21 protein-coding genes are annotated in these 23,268 nt (G+C 71.1%); 12 read left to right on the forward strand and 9 right to left on the reverse strand.

What is annotated here, in order from left to right:
• Positions 1-22: 22 nt before the first annotated feature.
• The 3 genes from C8P66_RS14620 to C8P66_RS14630 all read right to left on the reverse strand — a co-directional run bounded on the left by C8P66_RS14620 (position 23) and on the right by C8P66_RS14630 (position 5,334).
• Positions 23-673, reverse strand: coding sequence for a TIGR02391 family protein (locus tag C8P66_RS14620; RefSeq protein WP_158537257.1), 651 nt, complete (start codon positions 671-673; stop codon positions 23-25).
• A 372-nt stretch (positions 674-1,045) separates the two neighbouring features.
• Entirely contained in the window at positions 1,046-4,180 is a 3,135-nt protein-coding gene (locus tag C8P66_RS14625) for an efflux RND transporter permease subunit (RefSeq protein ID WP_170141577.1), read from the reverse strand.
• Positions 4,177-5,334: an efflux RND transporter periplasmic adaptor subunit gene (locus C8P66_RS14630; RefSeq protein ID WP_111399019.1), complete on the reverse strand. Its 1,158-nt coding sequence runs from the start codon at positions 5,332-5,334 to the stop codon at positions 4,177-4,179. Before C8P66_RS14630 ends, C8P66_RS14625 begins: the two co-directional genes overlap by 4 nt.
• A gap of 260 nt (positions 5,335-5,594) precedes the next feature.
• On the opposite strand from C8P66_RS14630, the gene C8P66_RS14635 reads away from it, so the two are divergent.
• From C8P66_RS14635 to C8P66_RS24720, 8 genes are all read left to right on the forward strand, one after another.
• Complete coding sequence (locus C8P66_RS14635; RefSeq protein ID WP_111399020.1) at positions 5,595-6,746, forward strand: extracellular catalytic domain type 1 short-chain-length polyhydroxyalkanoate depolymerase; 1,152 nt, start codon at positions 5,595-5,597, stop codon at positions 6,744-6,746.
• Positions 6,747-6,812: 66 nt separating this feature from the next.
• A complete protein-coding gene (locus C8P66_RS14640; protein ID WP_111399021.1) occupies positions 6,813-7,739 on the forward strand; it encodes a YihY/virulence factor BrkB family protein in 927 nt (308 codons plus the stop codon).
• Between the two features lie 37 nt (positions 7,740-7,776).
• Positions 7,777-8,142, forward strand: coding sequence for a winged helix-turn-helix domain-containing protein (locus C8P66_RS14645; protein WP_111399022.1), 366 nt, complete (start codon positions 7,777-7,779; stop codon positions 8,140-8,142).
• A gap of 31 nt (positions 8,143-8,173) precedes the next feature.
• The gene (locus C8P66_RS14650; protein ID WP_111399023.1) at positions 8,174-10,615 is read left to right on the forward strand and encodes an AsmA family protein; all 2,442 of its coding nucleotides are present in this window, start codon (positions 8,174-8,176) and stop codon (positions 10,613-10,615) included.
• Positions 10,616-10,635: 20 nt separating this feature from the next.
• Positions 10,636-11,343: an ATP12 family chaperone protein gene (locus C8P66_RS14655; RefSeq protein ID WP_111399024.1), complete on the forward strand. Its 708-nt coding sequence runs from the start codon at positions 10,636-10,638 to the stop codon at positions 11,341-11,343.
• Positions 11,340-11,615 carry an acylphosphatase gene (locus C8P66_RS14660; RefSeq protein WP_111399025.1) on the forward strand — a complete coding sequence of 92 codons (276 nt, stop codon included), beginning with the start codon at positions 11,340-11,342 and terminating at the stop codon, positions 11,613-11,615. The genes C8P66_RS14655 and C8P66_RS14660 overlap by 4 nt, the downstream gene beginning before the upstream one ends.
• Before the next feature lie 267 nt (positions 11,616-11,882).
• Positions 11,883-13,265 (forward strand): DEAD/DEAH box helicase, encoded by a 1,383-nt coding sequence (locus C8P66_RS14665; RefSeq protein WP_146422881.1) that lies wholly within the window; start codon positions 11,883-11,885, stop codon positions 13,263-13,265.
• 112 nt (positions 13,266-13,377) lie between these two features.
• Positions 13,378-13,509 (forward strand): hypothetical protein, encoded by a 132-nt coding sequence (locus tag C8P66_RS24720; protein ID WP_281271351.1) that lies wholly within the window; start codon positions 13,378-13,380, stop codon positions 13,507-13,509.
• Between the two features lie 9 nt (positions 13,510-13,518).
• On the opposite strand, the gene C8P66_RS14670 is transcribed toward C8P66_RS24720, so the two are convergent.
• A complete protein-coding gene (locus C8P66_RS14670; protein WP_170141578.1) occupies positions 13,519-14,523 on the reverse strand; it encodes a Bug family tripartite tricarboxylate transporter substrate binding protein in 1,005 nt (334 codons plus the stop codon).
• Between the two features lie 196 nt (positions 14,524-14,719).
• On the opposite strand from C8P66_RS14670, the gene lpdA reads away from it, so the two are divergent.
• On the forward strand, positions 14,720-16,114 hold the full coding sequence (gene lpdA / locus C8P66_RS14675) for a dihydrolipoyl dehydrogenase (RefSeq protein ID WP_111399027.1): 1,395 nt from the start codon (positions 14,720-14,722) through the stop codon (positions 16,112-16,114).
• Between the two features lie 48 nt (positions 16,115-16,162).
• On the opposite strand, the gene C8P66_RS14680 is transcribed toward lpdA, so the two are convergent.
• The 3 genes from C8P66_RS14680 to C8P66_RS14690 all read right to left on the reverse strand — a co-directional run bounded on the left by C8P66_RS14680 (position 16,163) and on the right by C8P66_RS14690 (position 18,575).
• Positions 16,163-16,936 (reverse strand): sensor histidine kinase, encoded by a 774-nt coding sequence (locus C8P66_RS14680; protein WP_111399028.1) that lies wholly within the window; start codon positions 16,934-16,936, stop codon positions 16,163-16,165.
• A 140-nt stretch (positions 16,937-17,076) separates the two neighbouring features.
• Positions 17,077-17,985 carry a tyrosine recombinase XerC gene (locus C8P66_RS14685; protein ID WP_111399029.1) on the reverse strand — a complete coding sequence of 303 codons (909 nt, stop codon included), beginning with the start codon at positions 17,983-17,985 and terminating at the stop codon, positions 17,077-17,079.
• Positions 17,982-18,575 (reverse strand): hypothetical protein, encoded by a 594-nt coding sequence (locus C8P66_RS14690; RefSeq protein ID WP_111399030.1) that lies wholly within the window; start codon positions 18,573-18,575, stop codon positions 17,982-17,984. The genes C8P66_RS14685 and C8P66_RS14690 overlap by 4 nt, the downstream gene beginning before the upstream one ends.
• 79 nt (positions 18,576-18,654) lie before the next feature.
• Between C8P66_RS14690 and C8P66_RS14695 the strand changes: the two genes are divergently transcribed.
• From C8P66_RS14695 to C8P66_RS14705, 3 genes are read left to right on the forward strand one after another with little or no spacing between them, the layout of a single operon-like run.
• Positions 18,655-20,721, forward strand: coding sequence for a protein-disulfide reductase DsbD family protein (locus C8P66_RS14695; RefSeq protein ID WP_111399031.1), 2,067 nt, complete (start codon positions 18,655-18,657; stop codon positions 20,719-20,721).
• Between the two features lie 53 nt (positions 20,722-20,774).
• A complete protein-coding gene (locus tag C8P66_RS14700) occupies positions 20,775-21,185 on the forward strand; it encodes a hypothetical protein (RefSeq protein WP_211314157.1) in 411 nt (136 codons plus the stop codon).
• A gap of 57 nt (positions 21,186-21,242) precedes the next feature.
• The gene (locus tag C8P66_RS14705) at positions 21,243-21,614 is read left to right on the forward strand and encodes a hypothetical protein (RefSeq protein WP_111399033.1); all 372 of its coding nucleotides are present in this window, start codon (positions 21,243-21,245) and stop codon (positions 21,612-21,614) included.
• Between the two features lie 40 nt (positions 21,615-21,654).
• On the opposite strand, the gene C8P66_RS14710 is transcribed toward C8P66_RS14705, so the two are convergent.
• The gene (locus tag C8P66_RS14710; protein WP_111399034.1) at positions 21,655-21,924 is read right to left on the reverse strand and encodes a hypothetical protein; all 270 of its coding nucleotides are present in this window, start codon (positions 21,922-21,924) and stop codon (positions 21,655-21,657) included.
• Positions 21,925-22,019: 95 nt separating this feature from the next.
• Entirely contained in the window at positions 22,020-23,255 is a 1,236-nt protein-coding gene (gene odhB / locus C8P66_RS14715; RefSeq protein ID WP_111399035.1) for a 2-oxoglutarate dehydrogenase complex dihydrolipoyllysine-residue succinyltransferase, read from the reverse strand.
• Between the last annotated feature and the right edge of the window lie 13 nt (positions 23,256-23,268).

A 23,268-nucleotide genomic window follows, 5' to 3' on the forward strand; every position in this document is an offset into this window, starting at 1 on the left:
AACGCTATGCTCTGCTAAAATTTTACTTTGGTGGACGAGGGACGGCATCTATCAAGCGGCGCATCAGCAGGCTTGCAAGGACGAGGTATTGTGCTGCTTTAATCGCGTCTAGATTATGAATTAAGCTGTGGGAATGAGCGTTTCGTCCCCCTCGATAGAATCCTTTCAAAATTTCCATGTGTCCAATCTGATCGTTTCTTCCTGATTCACTGTCGATTTCGCTAAATATCAATAATGCTTTATCTATAGGAAACACGCTGTCACATAAAATTGGCCCGTCCGTCTTAAGGTCGGTCCTCTCTCGGATTTTATCGAACAATGAAGTGATTGCATCGACAACGGAATTTCTAAAATCGCCATTGTTGTAATGCTTCATGGATACTTGTTGAATAACAGGATGGAGTAAATTTTCGAGGCCCGCTATTGCAGGCGTTGGCTTGCGGCGAGTCAATTTTCCGTACAATTCGACGGTGCTCGCGTAGGTTTTCTCAAATATCTCCTTCTGCCCGATCCAATTTGGCGGTATTTCTTTTTCTTCTCCCCCAAAAACAGGAATGCGCTCACCACTGTGGTCGCGATAAATTCTAGCCAATTCATTATATTTTAATAGATGCCTCTTCCACGATACCCATTTACCAACATCAATGGCGTCGCTTTTGATGGATAATTCCATAACTTCTTTCAGAGAAGTGACGTCTACTATTAAATCATGCATGCTGTCTGGTGGCGTAGGTGGTGGGATTATTTTTGTCAAAACGAAAGCTCCGCATTAAATAGACCTGCGCACCCGCTGCTTCCTCTACCCGCCCCTCCAGCCCCTGACGCAGCGGCCACGCCACTATTGTCTGTCGGACCCAGCCACTATCTTCGTCCGGAAGCCGAAGGTTTTGGCCGGGGGCGGGCCCGCGCGTATCAGAGCGGTGTCGCAAAGCAGAAGGAGGCGCATGGCGACACCTTTTCGATTGCCTCGTTCCGAGCCAAGCCTACGGCGAACCTTTCATTACGTAAACGACCTACACACTCCGGAAAAACTGAACAGCCCCTCTCACTCCGCCGCCACCCCCCCCCGCGCCCCCTTCGGCCGAAACCTCCTTGCAATCCACGTCTCCGCCCGATCCACATACAGATACGCCACCGGCACAAAAATCAGGCTCAGCAGCGTCGAGGTCACCAACCCCCCGATCACCACCAGCGCCATCGGCGCCCGGAACTCGCTATCCGCCCCGATTCCCGCCGCGATATGCGCCATGCCCGCCACCATCGCGATCGTCGTCATCACGATCGGCCTTGCCCGTTTCCGCGCCGCCTCCATGATCGCCTCCTCGCGGGACAGCCCCTCATCCCGCCGCATCATGATCGCGTATTCCACCAGCAGGATGGAGTTCTTGGCGACGATCCCCATCAGCATCAGCACCCCGATCACCGCCGAAACCCCCAGCGCCTTCTGGGCCAGCAGCAGCGCCATCAAGGCCCCGCCGAGGGACAGCGGCAGCGCGCTCATGATCGTCAGCGGCTGCAAAAACCCGCCGAACAGCAGCACCAGCACCAGATAGACGAGCAAAACGCCGGAGCCGAGCGCCATGGCGAAGCCGCCGAACAGCTCCGCCATCACCTCCTTGTCCCCGGTCGAGCGCTCCCGCACCCCCGCCGGCAGCGCCTGCATCACCGGCAGCCCCGCCACCAGCTTGGTCGCCTCGCCCAGCGGCAGCCCGTTCAGCTCCGCCTCCACCGTCGCCTTGCGCTGCCGGTCCAGCCGGTCGATCTGCGCCGGCCCCGAGCCGCGATGGATCTCCGCCACCGCCTCCAGCGGCACCGAGATATTGCCCCGCCCCTCGATCCGCAGCGACCGCAGCCGGTCGATATCCCCCCGCGCCCGCTGGTCCAGCATCACCCGGATCGGGATCTGCCGGTCGGGCAAGGTGAAGCGCGCCAGGTTCTGGTCCACGTCGCCCACCGTCGCCAGCCGCGCCGTGGCGGCGATGGTGACGACCGAAATGCCCAGCTCCGCCGCCCGTGCCTCCATCGGCACGATCTGCAATTCCGGCCGCGCGAGCGAGGCCGTGGACCGCGCCCCCGCCAGTTGCGGCAGCCCGCGCATCTGCTGCTCCAACGCGCGTGAGGCCGCGGCCAGCGCCTCGGTGTCCGAGCCCACCAGCGTCACCTGCAACCGCGATCCGCTCTGCCCATCCGCGCCGAAGCGCACCCGCGCGCCGGGGATCTCGTTCAGCGCCGGGCGCACCGCGGCCTCGAACTGGCCTTGGGTCAGCCGGCGGTCGCCGCGCGGCAGCAGGGTGACGATCAGATTGGCGGTGCGCGGATCGCCCGCCTTGGTGGTGCTGCCCATGCCCGGCCCCATCGCGCCGCCGGTGCTGGAGGTGCCGAGGCTCGCAAAGACCGAGATCACCTCCGGCCGCGCCCGCAGGATGCGCGTCGCCCGCTGCACCACGCCCTCCGTCTCCGCCAGCGTGGCGCCCGGGGGCAGTTCGATGGCGATGGAGGAGCGCGCGCGATCCGCGCCGGGCACGAAATCCTGCGGGATATAGGGCACCAGCGCGATGGAGAGCGCGAAGAAGCCGACGCCCCCGGCCAGCGTCACCAGCCGATGCCGCAGGCACCAGCCGAGCATGCCGTAATACCCCCGCGCCACCACGCCCTCGCGCCGCTCCGGTTCCGGATGCGCCTTCAGGAAATAGGCCCCCAGCAGCGGCGTCAGCAGCCGCGCGACGATCAGCGAGAAGGTGACCGCCGCCGCCACCGTCAGCCCGAACTGGCGGAAGAACTGCCCCGGGATGCCCGGCATGAAGGCGACCGGCACGAAGACCGCGAGGATCGCCCCCGTGGTCGCGACCACCGCCAGCCCGATCTCCGAGGACGCATCCAGCGCCGCGCGATAGGCGCCCATCCCCGGGTTCTGCCGGATGTGGCGCACGATGTTCTCGATCTCCACGATCGCATCATCGACCAGCACGCCGACGACGAGGGTGAGCCCGAGCAAGGTCACGTTGTTCAGCGAGAAGCCGAGCACCTGCATCACGAAGAAGGTCGGGATCAGCGACAGCGGCATGGCGACCGAAGCCATGACCGTCGCCCGCCAGTCCCGCAGGAACAGGTACACGACGATCATCGCCAGCACGGCGCCGATCGCCAGCGCCTCGACCGCCGCCAGATACCCCGCCTTCACGAAGGTGACGGTGGAGGTGACCTGATGGATCTGCACCTCCGGGTATTCGGCCATGAGGTCGCGCGCCCGCGCCTCCACCCCCTCCGCGACCCGCACCTCGGAGGAGCCGCGGGTGCGCAGGATCTCGAAGGCGACGACAGGCCGCCCGTCCAGCCGTGCCGCGGTGCGGACCTCGGCGGTGCCGTCCTCGACATCGGCGAGATCGCCGAGCCGCGCGGTGCGGCCGTTGGTGAGGATGATGCTGCGCTCCCGCAGCGCCGCGACCGTGGTGGCGGAGCCGAGGGTGCGGATCGCCTGCTCCCCGGTCCCGATCGTGCCGCGCCCGCCGGGCAGATTGATGTTCAGGTCGCGAAGCTGCGTGTTCACCTGGTTGGCGGTGATGCCGAGCGCCAGCAGCCGGTCCGGCCGCAGCGCCACGCGGATCTCCCGCTCCACCCCGCCGACGCGATTGACCTGCGCGACGCCGGAGACGGAGAGCATGCCCTTCGCGATGGTGTCATCGACGAACCAGCTCAGCTCCGCCGTGGTCATGCGGGGGGAGGCGACGGTGAAGGTGACGATGGCGCCCCCCGTGGTCTCGACGCGGGTGATGATGGGGTCGCGGATCGCGGCCGGCAGGTCGCTGCGGATCTGCGCGATCTTGTCGCGCACGTCATTGGTCGCGCGGTCCACATCCTTGCCGAGCGCGAATTCGATGGCGGTGGTGGAGGTGCCATCCACGATGGTGGAGGTGATGTGCTTCACATCGCCCAGGCCCGCGACCGCATCCTCGACCCGCCGCGTCACTTGGCTTTCAAGCTCGGAGGGGGCGGCGCCGGCCTGGGAGATGGTGACCACGACAGCCGGCAGGTCGATGTCCGGGCTGTTGTTGATCCGCAGCATTGGATAGGAGAACAGCCCCGCCACCGTCAGCAGCAGGAAGATCACCGCGGTCGCGACGGGGTTGCGGATCGCCCAGCCGGAGATGTTGCGGTGGCGGTCCTCGATGGGCGCGCTCATCGCGCGGCCTGCACCAGGTCGCCGTCCGACAGGAAGCCGGCGCCGGCGACCACCACCGCCTCACCCGCGCGCAGCCCTTCGGTGATCTCGACCATGCCATCGCGCCGGGCGCCGGCGTTCAGGCGGCGCAGCTGCACCCGGCCGGTGCCCTCGGCCAGCACGAAGCTCGCCGGCGCGCCGTCGCGGAAGATCACGGCGGCCTCGGGCACCAGCACCATTTGCCGCTCCGGCCCCTGGATCTCGGCGCTGGCGAACATGCCTGGGCGCAGGCCGGAACTGGGCGGCAGGGCGATGTGCACGATGCCGAGCCTCGTGTCGGCCGCGACCACCGGGGCGATCTCGCGCACCTCGGCGGGGATCATGCGATCGCCATGGCGCACCGTCACCGGCTGGCCGGGATGGACCTGGGCCAGATCCAGCTCCGGCACCCGGGCGTCCAGCTCCAGCCGCCCGTCGCGCAGGATGCGGAACAGCTCCTGCCCCACCGCCGTCACCGAGCCTATGCGGGCCGAGACCTTGGAGACGATGCCATCGGTGGGGGCGAGGATGCGCGCCTGGTCCAGCCGTGCCTGCGCCGCCTCGGCCGCGGCGCGGGCGGAGGCGAGGCGGGCCTCGGCCTGCTGCGCCGCCGACCGGCGCTGGTCGAGCGTCTGGCGGGAGGCGCTTTGGCTCTGCACCAGCTGCTCGGACCGGGCGAGGTCGGCGCGCGCCGCCTGCAGTGCCGCTTCCGCCTCGCTGATCGCGGCGCGGGCCTGGTCGAGCTGGGCGGTGAGGACGCTGTCCTCCATCCGCGCCAGCAACTGGCCGGCCTTCACGCTCTGGCCTTCCTCGACCGGCGCCTCGACCAGCCGCAGCCCGCCGGCCTCGGCCCCGATGATCAGCTCCTGCCACGCGACGACGGAGCCATCGCCCATGACCATGGTGCGGACCGGTGCGGTCCGGGCCACGGCGATGGAGACGGTCAGGGCCGGGGTGGGGGCCGCCGCGGCCGGGGCGGGGGGCGGGGGGGCATGGGCGCGCTGGTACAGCACCACCCCCACCGCCGCGGCCGCGACCACTGCCAGGCCCGCGAGCCACCACCGCTGCCGGGTGCCGACCGGCGCGGGGGTTGAAGCGCGCTGGGCGTCTTCGGCGGTAACCTTGCTATCGAACATCAATCGTCCCAACGCGCCGCATGGCCAAAACGCAACATGCGGCCAGGTAAGTGTCTATTTGGGGGGAGGTATGGGGCGATCAACGCCGCCTCCCCTGCTGCGATGGTGCCGAACTGTAGCGTCTTCGTCAGGTGACGGATTTGTTTTCTCCGAAAAGGCGGCCGCCCCTGGTCGCGAGGAAACTTCGCACCCACCTGAAATGTTGCATTGCAGCATAGTAGCCGTCGCCCCATCCGGCGCACCGGCCTGAAAGGGTTTCCATGCCGTATTCGCCAAATGCCCGCTCGAAACTCCCGCTCAAGCTGTCCGAACTGATCGCCGCCAGCCGCCGTGGCGCCCGCCGCCTCGCGGCCGAGGCCGAGGCCAGCCTGGTGCCGGCATTGCAGGACTTCGGCGACAACCCAGGCCAGCTCCGGGCGCTCACGCATGTGCCGGCCAAGCGCCAGGCCAAGGCGCCCCTGGTGGTGGTGCTGCATGGTTGCGGCCAGACCGCCCAGGGCTATGACGCCGGCACCGGCTGGACCCAGATGGCCGACCGCCACGGGTTCGTGGTGCTGCTGCCCGAACAGCAACGCAGCAACAATCCCAACACCTGCTTCAGCTGGTTCGACCCCAATCACGCCAGCCGCGACCAGGGTGAGGTCGCCTCGATCCGCCAGATGATCGCGCATCTGGTGGCGGCCGAGGGCGTCGATCCCGATCGCGTCTTCGTCACCGGGCTTTCGGCCGGTGGCGCCATGGCGGCCAGCCTGCTGGCCACCTACCCCGAGGTCTTCGCCGGCGGGGCTGTGATCGCCGGCCTGCCGCATGGCGCCGCGACCTCGGTGCAGGAGGCCTTCGCCGCCATGTCCGGCGTTCGCGACCGGACGGATCAGCAATGGGGCGATCTGGTGCGCGGCGCCTCCAACCATAGCGGCCCCTGGCCGGTGGTCTCGATCTGGCATGGCGGGGCCGACCGCACGGTGGCGCCGGCCAATGCCGAGGCGCTGGCGCGGCAATGGCTCGATGTGCACGGCCTCGGCGATGCGGCGGGGCGTGTGCGGACCATCGCCGGCGCCGCCCATACCGCCTGGCACGGCCCCGATGGGGTGCTGCGGGTCGAGATGTTCGAGATCCCCGGCATGGCGCATGGCACCCCGATCGCCCCGCATGCGGAGGAGCATCCGGGCGGCACCCCCGCGCCCTTCATCCTGGACGCCGGCATCAACTCGACCTGGCACATCGCCGATCGCTGGGGCCTGACCGGGGTGGAATTCGCGCAGACCGCCGCACGCGCGCCCGCCGCACGCGCGCCTGGCGCCCCGCCCCCGGCGCCCCAGGCTTCCCCGGCGCCGGCCAATGATCCGCGCCCGACCGAGAGCGGCATCACCGCCACCATCAACAAGGCGCTGCGCGCGGCCGGGTTGATGTAATCCCTTCCGGCAGGCAACGCGGGCGCCCTTGCGGCGTTCGCAGGGTCAGGACAGGAAAGGCGCCTGATGAGCAGCAGCAGCCCACCCATACGGGTTCGACGACCGCGGTTTTATCGCCTGACGCGGTTGGGCTGGCTCGCGGTGGCGCGGCGCATCTGGCGTGAGGGAGCGTCCGACCGGATTTCCCTGGTGGCCGCGGGCTGCGCCTTCTACGCCATGCTGGCGCTGTTTCCCGCCCTTTCGCTGCTGATTTCCGTCTATGGGCTGGTGTTCGACCCCACCACGGTCGAGCCGCAGCTTGCCGTGCTGAACCGCTTCCTGCCCGAGATGGCGCAGCAACTCATCACCGCGCGTGTCCATGATCTGGTCACCGTCGAGCGGCCACGCCTCGGCATAGGTGCCGCGATCAGCGGCGCCATCGCGCTCTGGAGCGCCTCGGCCGGCACCCGCGGGATGATCGGCGCCCTGAACCTCGCCTATGAGGAGGAGGAGCGGCGCGGCTTCTTCGCCTTCCACGGCATGGCGCTGCTGATGACCCTGGCCGGCACCCTGGCGGTGGCGATCGGCATCGCGCTGCTGGTGTTCCTGCCGACCCTGGTCACGCTGTTCGGGCTGCCCACGCGCCAAGCCTTCCTCATTCGCGGCGGCTCGATGCTGTTGCTGCTGGTGCTGGTGACGGCGGGGCTGGCCGCGCTCTATCGCTTCGGCCCGTCCCTGCAGCACGCGAAATGGCGCAAGGTGGTGCCGGGGGCCGTCGCCGCCGCGCTGCTCTGGGCCATCGGCTCGGCGCTGTTCTCCTTCTACGTCACCAATTACGCGAGCTATGACGCGACCTATGGCCCGCTCGGCGGCGCCATCGGCCTGATGATGTGGCTGTATGTGACCGTCTTCGTCATCCTGCTGGGCGCCGAACTGAACTCCGAATTCGAGGTGCAGTCCGGGCTGCAGAACAAGAAGGTCGATCCCGCGAAGACCGTGGGGCCGCCGAGCTGAGCTTGGCGCCCCGGCCGCCGCGTGGTTCGCTGCGGCCATGCCAGCCGTTCCCCCTTCGCGCGTGAAGCCGGCGCTGCGCCTGCGTGTGGTGCTGAGCGAGAAGGTGGCCATCGGCCCGGGCAAGGCCGATCTGCTGGAGGCGATCCGCGCCGAGGGCTCGATCGCCGCCGCCGGCCGCCGCCTGCGCATGTCCTACCAGCGTGCGCATGACCTGGTGGCGGCGCTGAACGCCGATTTCCGCGAGCCTTTGATCGAGACCTCCACGGGCGGCGCCCGTGGCGGCGGCGCCCGGCTGAGCCCGGCCGGGGAGGCCGTGCTCGACACCTTCCGCGCCATCGAGGCGGAAGCCGCCGCCGCCGTCGAACCCCGGCTGGAGTGGCTGCGGGATACCCTGGCGCCCTGATGGGCCGCCGCATGTGCTAAAGGACCGCGGCATGACGCTGAAACGCATCGCCCTCCTCCTCCTCGGCCTCCCCGCCGTCCTGCTCCTCGCGCTGGTCGTCTGGGCCGCGGTCTTCTTCGATGCCGATGCGCTGCGACCCCGCGTCGCGGCCGAGGCCGAACGCGCCACCGGCCGCGCCCTGACCATCGCGGGGCCGCTGCGGATCGTGCTGTGGCCGCGCCCCTCGGTTAGCGCCGAGGGGCTGGCGCTGGCCAACCTGCCAGGCGGCTCGCGCCCCGAAATGCTGACGATCCGCCGCGCCGAGGCCGAGGTCGCGCTCTGGCCGCTGCTGCGCGGCAAGGTCGAACTGGCCCGGCTGCGGCTGGTGGGCGCCGATCTGCTGCTGGAAAACCAGAACTGGGTTTTCTCCCCCGCCGCTCGCCCGCCGGGGCGTGACACCGCGCCGAGCCCCGCCGCCGCCCGCTCGGGCAGCTTCGCCGTGGGCGAGGTGGTGCTGGAGGATGCGCGCATCGCCATGGACGGCCAGACCGCCACCATCCCGCGCCTGGTGCTGCGTGACGCGGCCGGGGGCGTGACCCTGGCCGGCCAGATCGAGACCCATGGGCTGGCGCTGGAGGCCAATGCCCAGGGCGGGCGGCTCGCCCCGCTGCTGGCCGGCCTGCCGGAGCCCTGGCCGCTCAAGGCCGAGGTCACCGGCCCCGGCCTTGCCGCCGGCTTCGAGGGCAGCCTGTCCAAGGGGCTGACCGGCGTGGCGCGGCTGCGGCTGGACCGGCTGTCCCGCCTCGCCCCCCTGCGCCCCGGCCTGCCGGAAGCCGAGGGCGTCGAGGCTGAGCTGCGCCTTGCCGGCTCCGCCCCCGGCGCGCTGCGCCTGTCCGTCGCTGGCCTGCCGATCGGCCCGGCCCGGGCGGAACAGCTGGTGCTGGCCGCCGATGGGCTGGCGGCGCCGCTTGGCGGGACGGGCCAATTGCGGATGGGGGCGGGGGTGCTCCAGGCCCGCTTCACCGGCGGGCCGCTGGCGCGCTTCCTGCCCGGGGCCGCGCCCGACACCTGGCCGATGCGGCTGGAGGCCGAGGGCGAGGGGCTTACCCTCGCCGCCAGCGGCGCCTTGCCGAAATCCGGCGGGCTGCCGGCGGTCGAGGTCGCCCTGCGCGCCGCCGATCTCGGCGCCGCCGGGCAGCGCTTCGGCCTGCCGCTGCCGGCGCTGCATGCGATGACCTTGCATGGCATCTCGACCCCGCTGCCCGATGGCCGGCTGCAACTGAGCCAGTTCGCCCTCGCCAGCACCGAGGGCGATGTGGCCGGCGATGGCGTGTTGACCCTGGGCGTGGTGCCGCGCGTGGCGGCGCAACTGACCAGCCGGCGGCTGGATGTGGCGGCGATGACCCTGGCGGTCGCGCGCGCCCCCGCCCCCGCCCCCGCGCCCGGCCCCGCCAGCCCGCCGGTGCCGCCGCCGCTCCCGGCCCGCTCCAACCGGGTGATCCCCGACCTGCCGCTGCCGGTCGGGCGGTTGAAGGACCTGCTGCTCGCCGCCGACGTCACCTGGAAGGCCGGTGAGGTGCTGTCCCAGGGCGAGACCTATCGCGACATCGACCTGCACCTGGTGCTGGGCGGCGGCAAGCTGCTGCTGGAGCCCTTCGACCTGACCCTGCCCGCCGGCCGCGCCGCGCTGCGGGTGGAGGCGGATGCGACCGCGACCCCGCCGCGCCTCGGGGTCCGGCTGCGGTCCGACCGGTTGGACAGCGCGGCGCTGGCGGATGCGCTGGGCATGGCGCGGCGCCTCGCCGGGCCCTTGGAGGTCGATCTGGACCTTGCAGGGCCGGGCGAGGATTTGCGCCGGTTCCTCGCCGGTGGCTCCGGCCATGTCGGGCTGGCGATGGTGGGCGGGCGGCTGGAGCGGTCGGCGCTCGCGGGCCTGCCGCCGGAGCTGGTCAGCCTGTTGCTGCCCGGCGGCATGCCGGCGGAGGGGGTGGCGCTGCGCTGCACCGCGCTGCGGCTGCGGGTGGGCGAGGGGGCGGCGCGGATCGAGACGCTGCTGATCGATGGCGACCTCGGCCAGCTTGGCGGCGGCGGGGGTATCGGGCTGGCGGATGAGAGCCTGAACCTGCGGCTGCTGCCGGATGTCCATATCGGCCAGGTCAATCTGCGCGCACCCTTCACCATCGTCGGCACGCTCTCGGTGCCACGGCTCGGGCAGGTCGATTCGGCCGGGGCCGCGGGCGGGGCGCTGGGGGCGCTGCTGTCGCTGCAACGCACGCCCGATCGTCGCCTGACCGAACTCGCGCAAGGGCTTTCCGGCGGCGGGCCGGCGCTGCCCGAATGCGCGCCCGCGCTGATGGCGGCCCGTGGCGGGCGTGAGGGGCCGGCCCCCGGCCCGCGCCCGGCCCGGCCATCCGCCGCCCCGGCGGCGGGCACCCCCGCGGACCCGCTGCCCGCCTCGCCGCAAGACCTGCTGCGCGGGTTGTTCGGCCGGTAAGGCAGGGCTATGCGGCGGGGATGAAACGCTTCTGGGACACGGCGCGGGCGGTGCCCGCCGCCACTGGCTTCGGCATCAACCTGGACGCGCGGCCGCTGCGCCTGCCGGGCGGCGCGCCGCTGACCGTGCCGGGGCTGCGGCTGGCCGAGGCGCTGGCGCTGGAATGGCACTCCGTCGGCGCCACCAAACAGACCGAATTCACCTGGGATTCGCTGCCGCTGACCCGGCTGGTCGGCACCGTGCAGGACCGCATCGCCCCCGATCCGGAGCCGACCATCGCGGCCATCGCGGTCTATGGCGAGACCGACCTGCTCTGCTACCGCGCCGAGGAGCCCAAGCTGCGTACCCGGCAGGAGGCCGCCTGGGACCCGCTGCTGGATTGGGCGCGGGATACGCTGCAAGCGCCGCTCGCCGTCACCCAGGGCGTGATGCCGGTGCCGCAGCCGAGCGCCTCGCTGCGCGCGCTGCGGGCGGCGGTGGGGGCGGAGGACCCCTGGGGGTTGGCGGCCCTCGGCGTGCTGGTGCCCGCCCTCGGCAGCCTGGTGCTGGGGCTGGCGGTGCTGCGCGGCCGGATCGGCGCGGCCGAGGCGATCGCCTGCGCCTTGGTGGATGAGAGCTTCCAGCAGGAATTCTGGGGCCTGGACGCCGAGGCGGAGGCGCGCGCCGAGGGCCTGGCCGCCGATGCGGCGCTGGCCACCAGCCTCATCGCCCTGGCCCGCGCGGGGTGATCGCGCGGCATCTGCTGATCTCCGGCCGGGTGCAGGGGGTCGGCTTCCGCCATTGGCTGGAACGCGCGGCGCGCGAGGCCGGCGTGTCCGGTTGGGTGCGGAACCGTGCGGGCGGCGAGGTCGAGGCTGTGCTGGCGGGCGATCCCACCGCCGTCGCCCGGCTGGTCGCGCGCTGCCGGGGCGGGCCGCCGGGCGCCGATGTCGCGGCGCTGGCGGAGGCCCCGGCCGAGATGCCGACGGGCGACGGCTTTCGCCGCCTGCCGAGCCTGTAACCTATTTCGCAGTTGCGAAGACGCGGCACTTCTGCCATCTAGCGCGGGTTGGCGGGGTTCTTCCCGCCCATGCCGCGCCCACCGCGTGATCGGCGACACCCCGCACCAAGCCGGGGGACGCCTGGGTGGCCTACCGGCCCATTACCCCGCCGTCGCCCAGCACCACGCCGGGGCCGCGGCCCGCGCCGAGCCTTCAAGGTTCGGCGAGCAGGATTTCCCTTGACCTCCACTGTTGATTTCGCCTCCCTCGGCCTCGCCGAACCCTTGATGCGCGCCATTGCCGACGCGGGCTTCACCACCCCCACCCCGATCCAGGCGCAGGCGATCCCCGCCGCGATGGAGGGCCGTGACGTCCTGGGCATCGCCCAGACCGGCACCGGCAAGACGGCCGCCTTCGGGCTGCCGCTGCTGCACCGCCTGCTGAACCAGGGCGGCCGGCCGCCGCGCGGCGGTTGCCGCGTGCTGATCCTCTCCCCCACCCGCGAACTCGCGGCCCAGATCGCCGAGGGCTTGCGCTCCTACGGCCGCCACACCGGCATGACCCATGCGGTCGTGTTCGGCGGCGTGCCGGAAGGCCCGCAGAAGCGCGCCCTGATGGCCGGCGTCGATGTGCTCGTCGCCACCCCGGGCCGCCTGATGGACCACATGGCCCAGGGCTCGGTGCGTCTGGACCACGTCTCGGCGCTGGTGCTGGACGAGGCCGACCAGATGCTGGACCGCGGCTTCCTGCCCTCCGTCCGCAAGATCATCGCCCGCGTTCCGGCCGCCCGGCAGACGCTGTTCTTCAGCGCCACCATGCCGACGGAAATCGACCGCCTGGCGTCGGAGATGCTGCGCGATCCCGTGCGCGTCTCCGTCGCCCCGGTCGCCACCACGGCCGAGCGGGTGAACCAGAAGGTTCTGCATGTCGGCCGCGACGGCAAGCGCCTGGCGCTGACCAAGGTGCTGACCGGCGAGGGCGTGGGCCGCGCGCTGGTGTTCAGCCGCACCAAGCATGGTGCGGACCGCATCGTGAAGCAGCTTGAGCAGGACGGCATTTCGGCCAATGCCATCCACGGCAACCGCAGCCAGAGCCAGCGCGAGAAGGCCCTCGCGGCCTTCAAGACCGGCGTGGCCCCGGTGCTGGTGGCGACCGACATCGCCGCCCGCGGCATCGACGTGCCGGGTGTCACGCATGTCATCCAGTACGACCTGCCGGAAGTGCCCGAGACCTATGTGCACCGCATCGGGCGCACCGCCCGTGCCGGCGCCTCGGGTGAGGCGGTGGCGCTGGTCAGCCCGGACGACATGTCCCTGCTGCGCGCGATCGAGAAGCTGACACGCCAGCAGGTGCCCTCCGAAGGCGAGGTGCCGGCCCCCGGCAGCTACCCGGCCAAGCCCCCGGGCCGCAGCCAGCAGCAGAACCGTGGCGGGCAGGGGCGCGGTGCGCCTCGCCCTGCCGGCGGTGGCAATGGCCAGGGGCGCGACCCGCGCCGGGCCGGGGCGCCGGGTGGCGGTGCCGCCGTGCGCCGCCCCGATGCGGCCCGCGCCGGCACCCCGCGTGGGGCGCCGGGTGGTGGCGGGCGTCATGCCTCGCCCTCCGCGCCGCGTGAGGCGTCCGAGGGCCGCAAGGACCGCGCCTGGCGCGATTCGGACTTCCGCGAGGGCTGATCGCGGCGGCCCCAGGCCGTTCTTTACAAAGTATTCATCGCTTCAAACTGTCCCTGGTGCCTCTCGCGCCAGGGACCATATGTTGCGGCGCACCAATTCTGGAGTGGCGATGATGACCAGCACGACCCCCGCCTCCGCCGCCGAGACCCTGATCAAGCTTCCCGCCTATTCCTCCGACGGGGCCGCCATCACGCCGATCCTCAGCATCGTCCCCCGCACCCCGCCCGCGGTGCCGAAGGCCTGACGGCCAGGTTCAGGAGTCGATCCTGATCCCCAGGCGCCGCACCAGCCCACCCCAACGCTCGGCCTCGGTCGCGATATAGGCGGCGGCCTGTTCCGGGCTGCTCGCCACGATCTCGAATCCCGCCGCTTCCAGCGTCGTCCTGGTCCGCGCATCGGCCAGCGCCGCCTGCGCCTCCGTGGCCAGCCGCGCGACGCGGGCGGCGGGCGTCGCCGAGGGCGCGACCAGCGCGACCCAGCCATAGGAGGTCGCATCCGGCAGCCCGGCCTCGGCCAGGGTCGGCACGTTCGGCGCGGTCGGGATGCGGGCATCGGCGGTGACGGCGAGCGCCCGCACCCGGCCCTCGTTCACCTGCGCCAGCACGGCGCCGGCCGAGACGAACATCGTCTCGATGCGCCCCGCGACCAGATCCAGCACCGCCGGCGGGAAGCCGCGATAGGGCGCGTGCTCCATCGTGGTGCCGGTGCGCGCCATGAAATCCTCCATGGCCAGATGGCTGCCCGAGCCCGCGCCGACCGAGGCATAGGTCATCTTGCCCGGGTTCGCCTTGGCATAGGCGATGAAGCCCGCGAGGTCGGTCGCCGGCACCGAGGGATGCACCACCAGCAACTGCGGCGAGCGCACCAGCAGCGAGATCGGCACCAGATCGCGGCGCGGATCATAGGGCAGGTTGGGGTAGAGCGCGGGCGCGACCGCGAGCGGGGAGTTGATGGACACCCCGATCACATGCCCGTCCGTCGCCTTGGCGATGGCATCGGTGCCGATGTTGCCGCCGGCGCCGGAGCGGTTGTCCACCACGAAGGGCTGGCCGAAGGCGGTGGTGAAATGCGCCGCGACCGCGCGGGCGGCGATATCGGGTGTGGAGCCGCCGGGGAAGGGGACGATCACGCGCACCGGCCGGTCAGGCCAGGCGGCCTGCGCGCGGGCCAGGCCCGGCATGGCCAGGGTCCCCGTCAGAGTCGTGCCGGCCAGGGCCGCAAAGCTGCGGCGCCCCAGCGTGGGGGGAATGCGTGTCATGCGTGTTTCCTCCTCCGTGCCCCCCGCGTGACCTTGGCCGGAGACCCATATTGAGCTTGTTTGCGGCTTAGCATCCGTGCTCCGGGGCGGCCAGCGCCTTGCCCCTGCCGCCATGACGGGCCAGAAAGCCTACCAACAAGCTCGCCGACAAGCCGCCGACAAGCCGCCCGCAACCCCGTTCAGGACCGCACCCCACATGAGCGATGCCACCTCTTTCGACGTGATCGTCATCGGCGCTGGCCCCGGCGGCTATGTCTTCGCGATCCGCGCCGCGCAGCTTGGGCTGAAGGTCGCCTGCGTGGAGAAGCGGGCGACTCTCGGCGGCACCTGCCTCAATGTCGGCTGCATCCCCTCCAAGGCGCTGCTGCATTCCTCCGAGCATTTCGAGGAAGCGCTGCACAAGCTCGCCGACCATGGCGTGAACGTCGGATCGGTCAGCCTGGACCTGGCCCGCATGCAGGCGCGCAAGGACGAGGTCGTCTCGGCCAACGTCAAGGGCGTCGAATTCCTGTTCAAGAAGAACAAGATCACCTGGATCAAGGGCGAAGCCCGCATCACCGCCCCCGGCGCCGTCGAGGTCGCGGGCAAGAGCTACGCGGCCAAGCAGATCGTCATCGCCACCGGCAGCAGCAGCATCGACCTGCCGGGCGTGACGGTGGATGAGAAGCAGATCGTCACCTCCACCGGCGCGCTGGAACTGGACAAGGTGCCCGGCCATCTGGTGGTGATCGGCGGCGGCTATATCGGGCTGGAGCTGGGCAGCGTCTGGCGCCGCCTGGGCGCCGAGGTCACCGTCGTCGAATTCCTGGACCGGCTGGTGCCGACCATGGATGGCGAGACCGGCAAGATGTTCGAGCGCGTGATGTCCAAGCAGGGCATCAAGTCCAAGCTCAAGACCAAGGTGACCGGCGCCAAGGCCGACGAGACCGGCGTGACCCTGACCCTGGAGCCCGCCGCCGGCGGCGAGGCGGAGACGTTGAAGGCCGATGTCGTGCTGGTCGCGATCGGCCGCCGCGCCAACACCGAGGGCCTTGGCTTGGCCGAGGTGGGCGTCGCGCTGGATGAGCGCGGCCGCGTCATTACCGACCATTTCGCCACCAACATCGACGGCATCTGGGCGATCGGCGACGTCATCACCGGCCCGATGCTGGCCCATAAGGCCGAGGAAGAGGGCGTGGCGCTCGCCGAGCTGCTGGCCGGGCAGGCGGGGCATGTGAACTACGGGGTCATCCCCGGCGTGGTTTACACATGGCCGGAAGTCGCCTCGATCGGCGAGACCGAGGAGCAGCTCAAGGCCCGCGGCGTCGCCTACAAGGTCGGCAAATTCCCCTTCACCGCCAATGCGCGGGCGCGGGCCATGGGCGACACCGATGGCTTCGTGAAGATCCTGGCGGATGCCACCACCGACCGCGTGCTGGGCGCGCATATCATCGGCCCGGATGCCGGTACGCTGATCGCCGAGATCGCCATCGCCATGGAATTCGGCGCGAGCAGCGAGGATATCGCCCGCACCTGCCATGCGCATCCGAGCCTGAATGAATCGGTGAAGGAAGCGGCCTTGGCGGTCGAGGGGCGCGCGCTGCATATCTGAGGCGGGCGGCGAGGGACGCTCGTCAGGGCGCCTCGGCGCCGAGGCGTCTCAGGGCGCTTCTGCGCCGTCGCGCGGGTAGGAAATCGTGACGCATGTGCCCTGGTTCGGCGCGGATGCGACCGCGACCCGCGCACCGCCCTGCTGCTGGAGCGATTGAACGATCAGCGCGCTCATCTTGCCGAGGGTCGGCCATGCAGCGCCCTCAGCCAATCCGACGCCGTCATCGGCGACGATGACCTGGCATCCTGTCGCATCGACCAGGCTGCGCAGGGTGATCGTGCCGCCGTCACGGCCGGCGAAGGCGTATTTCAGCGCGTTGGTCAGCAGTTCGTTGACCATGAGCCCGGTCGCCATGGCAACCTCGGCCGATACGGGAAAGGTGTCGAGGTGCAGGTCCAGGCGGATGCCCTGGTCCTCATGCGCCTGCATGACGGCCGATGCGACGCGGCGCAGATACGCGCCCATATCGATGCTGTCGCCCGCGGCCGCATCGTCGAGCGAACGGTAGAGCAGCGCCACGGATTCGACCCGCCCCGCGAGCCGGTCGAACCGGTCGCTGACCACGCCCTCCGGCAGGCAGTGGGATTCGAGCCTGATCAGGCTGGTGATCATCTGCAGGCTGTTTTTCACGCGGTGCTGCAATTCCCGCAGCAGGGTGTCGCTGGCGCAAAGCTGCTCCGCCAGGGTTTCGCAATCCGGCGTTGCGGCCAGATCGTTCCCGGCAGGCGCCGGCAGGCCGATCCTCGGCGCGCCGTCAGCATGATGACGGACCCTCGCCCGGTTTGGTGCTGCCATGGTGGCAGTGGCGCTATGCTCCGGCATCGGATGCCCCTTCGGCCACGTTTGGCGGCGCCAGCATGAGCATTGGGCAGGGGGGCGCGCCTTGCGGCAGATCAAGCCCTGCCGCCGTGGGGAATGGCGTTCTGTATCCCTGGCGGCAGTGGGGGGCTGAGCCGCCCGCGTCACGATCGGGGATGCGCGCCCTCCCACGCCTTGAGCAGCTGCGCCTCATCCACCGACGTATACCGCTGCGTCGTGGAGAGGCTGGCATGCCCCAGCAACTCCTGGATCGAGCGCAGATCCGCCCCCCCCGCCAGCAGATGCGTCGCGAAGGAATGCCGCAGCGCATGCGGCGTCGCGTGCTCGGGGATGCCAAGCGCGCGCCTGCCATCCCGCATCGCCTTCTGCGCCACCGCCGGGTCCAGCCGCCCGCCACGCGCGCCGAGGAACAAGGGCGCCTCGGCCCCGCCGCCATGCACGCGCAGCCACGCGTCCAGCACCGCCCGCACCGCCGGCAGCACCGGCACCAGCCGCTCCTTGGCCCCCTTGCCCATCACCCGCAGCGCGGCATCGCCGCCGAGCGTGGGTGCGTCGCGCCGGTTGAGCGCCAGCGCCTCGGCAATCCGCAGCCCGCAGCCATAGAGCAGGGTGAACAGCGCCCGGTCGCGCAGCGCCAGCCGGGGATCGTCCTGGACCAGATCGGTGCCCTCCGGCAGCGCCATCGCATCCTTGGGCGAGAGGGCGCGCGGGATCGGCTGCTTCGGGCGGGGGCCGGTGATGCCGGCGATGGCCAGCGGCTCCACCCCATGGGCGCGGGCGAGCCAGCGGAGAAAACTGCGCACCGCCGCCAATTGCCGCGCCCTGGTCGCGCGCCCGGCCCCGGCCCCCGCGCGCGCGGCCAGGAAGGCGCGCAGATCGGCGGGGCGCAGGGCCGCGAAGCTCGCCAGATCGGGCTCGCCGCCCAGGTGGCCCGTCAGGAAGCCCAGCAGGTCGGAGAGGTCGCGGCCATAGGCCTCGACCGTATGCGGGCTGGCGCGGCGTTCGCGGGCCAGGACATCCAGCCACTCCCGCAGCAGCGCCAGGCCGGTCATCGTCGCAGGACGGCGGCCAGCGCGCGGGCCAAAAATTCCAGCGCGCCGAGGCCGCCGCGCATCGGCAGCGCCTGGGCTTCCCGCGCGCCCAGCACCAGCAGCATCGGCTCGGGCAGCTCCAGCCGCAGCAGCGCATCGCGCACCACGAGAGGCGCGGCCTCGCCATGCAAGGCGGCGGTGGTGGCGGGGCCGTCGCGGAGCAGCACGGTGCGGCTTTGCGGCATCAGCCCGGCCGCCAGCGGCACCACCTTGCAGACGGCCAGGTTCAGCAGCCGAGGCCAGTCCTCGGCCACCGTCGCGCGGGGATCGGGTTGTTCGACCAGCGCCAGCACGGCGGCCTGGACGCAGGCGGCCAGGGATTGCGCGGCCTCCCGCCGGGCCGCCGCGACGCGGCCACCGGTGCGGGCGGCGGCCAGCATCGCGGCCATGTGGTCGGCGAAGACCTCGCCATGCAGGCGGACCGGCGGTTCCAGCACGGCATAGAGAGCGGGGTGTTCGGCCAGGAAGCGCGGATGCGCCGCCAGCCATGCGGCAACGGCGGCCGCATCGGTCGTGGCGGGTGCGGGGAGGGGCTGCTTCGGGGCATTCATGGCGCCATGGTGCCGCTTCGGGCCCGGCGGCTGCAAGCCAGGCCTTGATCCCGGCGGCGCGGCGCCCTCTCTATGCGACATGCGCGCCATACTTCTGCTCCTCGCCGCCCTCGTGGCCACTCCGGCTCTGGGGCAGCAGTCACGCCCGGCGACGGCGGGGGAATCGGCGGCCGTCATTTCGCCCCGCGCCGAGGTCACCCTTCTGGCCGAACCCGCCGCGATCGCGCCGGGGCAGCCCTTCCGCATCGGGCTGCGGCAGCGGCTGGCGCCGGGCTGGCACACCTATTGGCGCAACCCCGGCGATGCCGGGCAGGCGACCGACATCAGCCTGACCCTGCCCGCCGGCGCGGATGAGGGCGGCATCACCTGGCCGACGCCGCAGCGCATCCCCTACGGGCCGCTGGTGAACTACGGCTACGAGGGCGAGGTGCTGCTGCCCATCACGGTGACGCCGCCCGCCGATCTGCGCCCGGGCGACACCTTCACCATCAGCGCCGAGGCAAGCTGGCTGGTCTGCGCCGATGTCTGCATCCCGGAGGAGGGGCTGTTCACCCTCAGCCTGCCGGTCGAGCCCTTCGCCCGCCTCGGGCCGCATGGCGATGCCTTCCTGGCCGCCGAGGCCGCGACCCCCCGCCCCAGCCCCTGGCCCGTCCGCGCCGGATTTTTGGGCACGCGCGGGACGCTCACCCTGGTGGACCCCGCGCTGACGGCCGCCGCGGTCACCGACGCCTATTTCTTCGCCGCCGAGAATGCGGTGCTGGACCATGTCGCCCCCCAGCCGCGGCGCTTCGCCGATGGCGCCATGACGCTGGACCTGGCCCGTGGCGGCGCGGCGCTGCCCGCGACCCTGGCGGGCGTCGTGGTGATCACCGATGCCGCCGGGGTGCGCAGCGCCTATGAGGTCGCGGCCCCGCCCGGCGCGATCGAGGCCGCACCCGCCGGCATGGCCCTGTGGCAGGCGGCGGGGCTGGCGCTGCTGGGCGGGCTGCTGCTGAACCTGATGCCCTGCGTCTTCCCCGTGCTGGCGATGAAGGCGATGGCGCTGGTGCGCCTCGGGGGCGCGGCGCAGGCGGCGGTGCGCATCGAGGCGGGCTTCACCACCCTCGGCGTGCTGGCGAGCTTTTCGGTGCTGGCCGGGGTGCTGCTGGTGCTGCGCGCGGCGGGCGGCGTGGCGGGCTGGGGGTTCCAGTTCCAGTCGCCGCTGTTCGTGGCGGGCATGGCCTGGGTGATGCTGGGGATCGGGCTGAACCTCTCGGGGGTGTTCCATGTCGGCGGGCCGGTCGGGGTCGGCGCCGGGCTGGCGGCGCGGGGCCACAAATTCGGCTCCTTCATGACCGGGGTGCTGGCGGTGCTGGTGGCGACCCCCTGCACCGCGCCCTTCATGGCCGCGGCCCTGGGGGCGGCCTTCGTGCTGCCGCCGCTGGGCATGCTGGCGGTGTTCCTGGCCCTCGGGCTGGGCTTGGCGGCGCCCTATGCGGCGCTGGCGGTGGCGCCGGGGCTGGCGCGGGCGCTGCCGCGGCCGGGGGCCTGGATGGGGCGGCTGCAACAGGCACTGGCCTTCCCGATGTATGGCGCGGCGATCTGGCTGGTCTGGGTCGTGGCGCAGCAGAGCGGGCCGGATGGGATGCTGCTGGTCCTGGTCGGCGGGCTGCTGCTGGCCTTCGGCGCCTGGGCGCTGGGCGTGGCGCAGGCCTCGGCCGGCGCCGGGCGGCGGATCGGGCGGGTCGTGGCGCTGCTGGCGGTGGTGGGGGCGGCGGGGCTGCTGCTGCCGCTGCGCGGGGCGGCGCCGGCGACGGCCGCCGTGCTCGGCGATGCCGAGCCCTGGTCGGCCGAGAAGGTCGCGGCGCTGCGGGCGGCGGGGCGGCCGGTCTTCGTGAACCTGACCGCCGCCTGGTGCATCACCTGCAAGGTCAATGACCGGCTGGCGCTGGAAACCACGGCGACCCGCGCGCTCTTCGCCGCGCATGACGTCGCCTATCTGAAGGGCGACTGGACCCGGGGCGACCCGGCCATCACCGCGCTGCTGCGGGCGCATGAGCGGGCGGGGGTGCCGACCTATCTGTTCTATCCGCCGGGGGGAGGCGAGCCGCGGTTGCTGCCGCAGGTGCTGACCGAGGCGATCCTGCGCCGGGCAGTGGGCGGCTGAGGGTCATCCACCTCAACGGGCCGATCAACAGCGGCAAGTCCACGGTCGGCCGGATGCTGGCGACGCTGCTGCCCGGAGCGCGCTTCGTCGATGGCGACGATCACGATGCTCCGCAGGATGCGCCCCTGGCCTTGCGGATCGCGGCGGCAATGGCGCGGATCGAGCGGGAGATTGCCGCTGGCGGCCCGCTCGTGGTGGCCTATCCGCTGGACCAGGCGGGGGACGACAGGCTGCGGAGGGCCTGCACCGCGGCCGGCCTGGCGCTGAGCGTGGTGACGCTGGCTCCGCCCGAGGCGGTGGCGCTCTCCGACCGCGGCGCGCGGCGATTGACGGAGTGGGAACGCGGCCGTGTGCGGGAGATGTATGCCGAGGGCTACGCGACGCGCGGCTTCAGCGACCTCATCATCGATACCTCGGGACAAACGCCCGGGGCGGTCGCGCGCGATATCATTCGGAGGCTGTGACCTTCGGCTTTCGTAAAGATTCACTCCGCGATACTGTGGCGCAAAGAAGGAAACCCCATGCGCCGCCTCCTATTCGCCGTCCTCCTCGCACCCATGCTCGCCCTCGGCCTCGTCCCCGATGCCTCGGCGCAGGGCAGGCAGAATTTCTCCCTGGTCAACCGCACCGGCTACCAGATCAACGAGCTTTATGTCGGCCCGTCCAGCAGCCCGAACTGGGGCCGCGATATCCTGGGGGAGAACGTCCTGGCCAATGGCCGGCGCTTCGACGTGCGGTTCCCGCAGAGCGCGGCGGCCTGCATGTGGGATATCAAGGTCGTCTATGAGGATGGCGACACGTCGGAGTTCATGCAGGTGAACCTCTGCCGCGTCAGCACGGTGACCCTGTTCTGGAACCGTCAGGCCGGCACGACCCGCTTCGTCGTCGAATAACGCAAGCGAGGGGCGAGGGGCAGGGCCCCTCGTCCTTCGGTCAGAACGCGACGCGGGGCCCGCGACGGCGCGGATTCGCGCCGGGATCGGTCAGCGCGCGGCGATCGTCGCGCTCACGCGGCGGCGGGGCGCTGGCGATATCGACCTCCAGCTCCTTGATCCGCGCCTTGATCGCATCCTTGGTCGCGGCCGAGGCATGCGACTTCATCGTCCCCAGGGTTTCCCGCAGTTCGGACACCAGGCGCTTCTTCTCCTCCAGCGTCCGCCGGATCGGGCGGGCGTCGGAGAACTGGCTTTCATGGGAACGCATCGCTGCCTCCTGCTGAACAGGTTGCCGCCGGTCTGCCCGGCGGCCTCAACCCGCAGCCTAGCACCCGCGACCGGATTCGTCGCGGGGGGAGTTCGTCAGACGTCGAGCAACAGGCGGCGCGCGTCCTCGACGCCTTCCTTGAGCCGGACCAGGAAGGAAACCGCTTCCTTGCCGTCCACGATCCGGTGGTCATAGGACAGCGCCACATACATCATCGGCCGGATCACGACCTGGCCCTTCACCGCGATCGGCCGCTCAACGATGTTGTGCATGCCGAGGATGCCCGACTGCGGCGGGTTCAGGATCGGCGTGGACATCAGGCTGCCGTAGATGCCGCCATTGGTGATGGTGAAGCTGCCGCCGGTCAGGTCGTCCATCGCCAACTGGCCGTCGCGGGCGCGCTTGCCGAAATTGGCGATGCCCTTCTCGATATCCGCGAAGGACATCGCATCGGCCCCCTTCAGCACCGGCACCACCAGCCCATTGGGGCCGCCGACCGCGATGCCGAGGTTGACGAAGTTCTTGTAGATCACGCTGTCGCCGTCGATCTCGGCATTGACCGCCGGAAATTCCTTCAGCGCCCGGATGCAGGCCTTGGCGAAGATCGACATGAAGCCGAGCTTGATGCCGTACTTCTTGGCGAAGGCCTCATTGTACTCGCTGCGCAGCGCCATCGCCGCCGACATGTCCACCTCGTTGAAGGTGGTCAACATCGCGGCGGTGTTCTGGGCCTCCTTCAGCCGGCGGGCGATGGTCAGGCGCAGGCGGGTCATCTTCACCCGCTCCTCGCCCGCATCCAGCGCGCGCGGCGCCTTGGCGGCGGCGGCCGGGGCGGCGGCGGGCAGCGGGCCGCGCGAGAGCAGCGCCAGCACATCGCCCTTGGTGATCCGGCCATCCTTGCCCGACCCGTCGCCGAGCTGGGCGGCGGAGAGGCGGTTCTCGATCATCAGCTTGTTCGCGGCCGGCATCGGCTCGACACCGGGGCGGGGGACGGGGCCCGCGGGCGCGCGAGGCGGCTCCACCGCCGGCTCGGCCTTGGCGCCGGTCGCCGGCGTGGGCTCGGACGGGGCGACCCGCGGGGCGGCGGCGGCGGCGGCACCGGCGGCGATGCTGCCCAGAATGGCACCCGGCTCGACCTCGGCGCCCTCGGCGGCGGAAATGCTTTCCAGCACGCCGGCGGAGGGGGCATTGACCTCGACCGTCACCTTATCGGTCTCAAGCTCGACCAGCGCCTCATCGGCCGCCACGGCCTCACCGACCTTCTTCAGCCAGCGCGCGATGGTGGCGGTCGAAACACTTTCGCCGAGGGTGGGTACCAGGATGTCGGTCATGGATTTTCCAGTC

This window comes from Humitalea rosea (assembly GCF_003253705.1).
Taxonomy (GTDB): Bacteria; Pseudomonadota; Alphaproteobacteria; order Acetobacterales; family Acetobacteraceae; genus Humitalea; species Humitalea rosea.

Excerpts from the sequence above, each read along its gene's own strand:
- C8P66_RS14620 (WP_158537257.1), bottom strand. The coding sequence starts at position 673 with ATGGAATTATCCATCAAAAGCGACGCCATTGATGTTGGTAAATGGGTA.
- C8P66_RS14625 (WP_170141577.1), bottom strand. The coding sequence starts at position 4,180 with ATGAGCGCGCCCATCGAGGACCGCCACCGCAACATCTCCGGCTGGGCG.
- C8P66_RS14630 (WP_111399019.1), bottom strand. The coding sequence starts at position 5,334 with ATGTTCGATAGCAAGGTTACCGCCGAAGACGCCCAGCGCGCTTCAACC.
- C8P66_RS14635 (WP_111399020.1), top strand. The coding sequence starts at position 5,595 with ATGCCGTATTCGCCAAATGCCCGCTCGAAACTCCCGCTCAAGCTGTCC.
- C8P66_RS14640 (WP_111399021.1), top strand. The coding sequence starts at position 6,813 with ATGAGCAGCAGCAGCCCACCCATACGGGTTCGACGACCGCGGTTTTAT.
- C8P66_RS14645 (WP_111399022.1), top strand. The coding sequence starts at position 7,777 with ATGCCAGCCGTTCCCCCTTCGCGCGTGAAGCCGGCGCTGCGCCTGCGT.
- C8P66_RS14650 (WP_111399023.1), top strand. The coding sequence starts at position 8,174 with ATGACGCTGAAACGCATCGCCCTCCTCCTCCTCGGCCTCCCCGCCGTC.
- C8P66_RS14655 (WP_111399024.1), top strand. The coding sequence starts at position 10,636 with ATGAAACGCTTCTGGGACACGGCGCGGGCGGTGCCCGCCGCCACTGGC.
- C8P66_RS14665 (WP_146422881.1), top strand. The coding sequence starts at position 11,883 with ATGCGCGCCATTGCCGACGCGGGCTTCACCACCCCCACCCCGATCCAG.
- C8P66_RS24720 (WP_281271351.1), top strand. The coding sequence starts at position 13,378 with ATGACCAGCACGACCCCCGCCTCCGCCGCCGAGACCCTGATCAAGCTT.
- C8P66_RS14670 (WP_170141578.1), bottom strand. The coding sequence starts at position 14,523 with ATGACACGCATTCCCCCCACGCTGGGGCGCCGCAGCTTTGCGGCCCTG.
- lpdA (WP_111399027.1), top strand. The coding sequence starts at position 14,720 with ATGAGCGATGCCACCTCTTTCGACGTGATCGTCATCGGCGCTGGCCCC.
- C8P66_RS14680 (WP_111399028.1), bottom strand. The coding sequence starts at position 16,936 with ATGCCGGAGCATAGCGCCACTGCCACCATGGCAGCACCAAACCGGGCG.
- C8P66_RS14685 (WP_111399029.1), bottom strand. The coding sequence starts at position 17,985 with ATGACCGGCCTGGCGCTGCTGCGGGAGTGGCTGGATGTCCTGGCCCGC.
- C8P66_RS14690 (WP_111399030.1), bottom strand. The coding sequence starts at position 18,575 with ATGAATGCCCCGAAGCAGCCCCTCCCCGCACCCGCCACGACCGATGCG.
- C8P66_RS14695 (WP_111399031.1), top strand. The coding sequence starts at position 18,655 with ATGCGCGCCATACTTCTGCTCCTCGCCGCCCTCGTGGCCACTCCGGCT.
- C8P66_RS14700 (WP_211314157.1), top strand. The coding sequence starts at position 20,775 with ATGCTGGCGACGCTGCTGCCCGGAGCGCGCTTCGTCGATGGCGACGAT.
- C8P66_RS14705 (WP_111399033.1), top strand. The coding sequence starts at position 21,243 with ATGCGCCGCCTCCTATTCGCCGTCCTCCTCGCACCCATGCTCGCCCTC.
- C8P66_RS14710 (WP_111399034.1), bottom strand. The coding sequence starts at position 21,924 with ATGCGTTCCCATGAAAGCCAGTTCTCCGACGCCCGCCCGATCCGGCGG.
- odhB (WP_111399035.1), bottom strand. The coding sequence starts at position 23,255 with ATGACCGACATCCTGGTACCCACCCTCGGCGAAAGTGTTTCGACCGCC.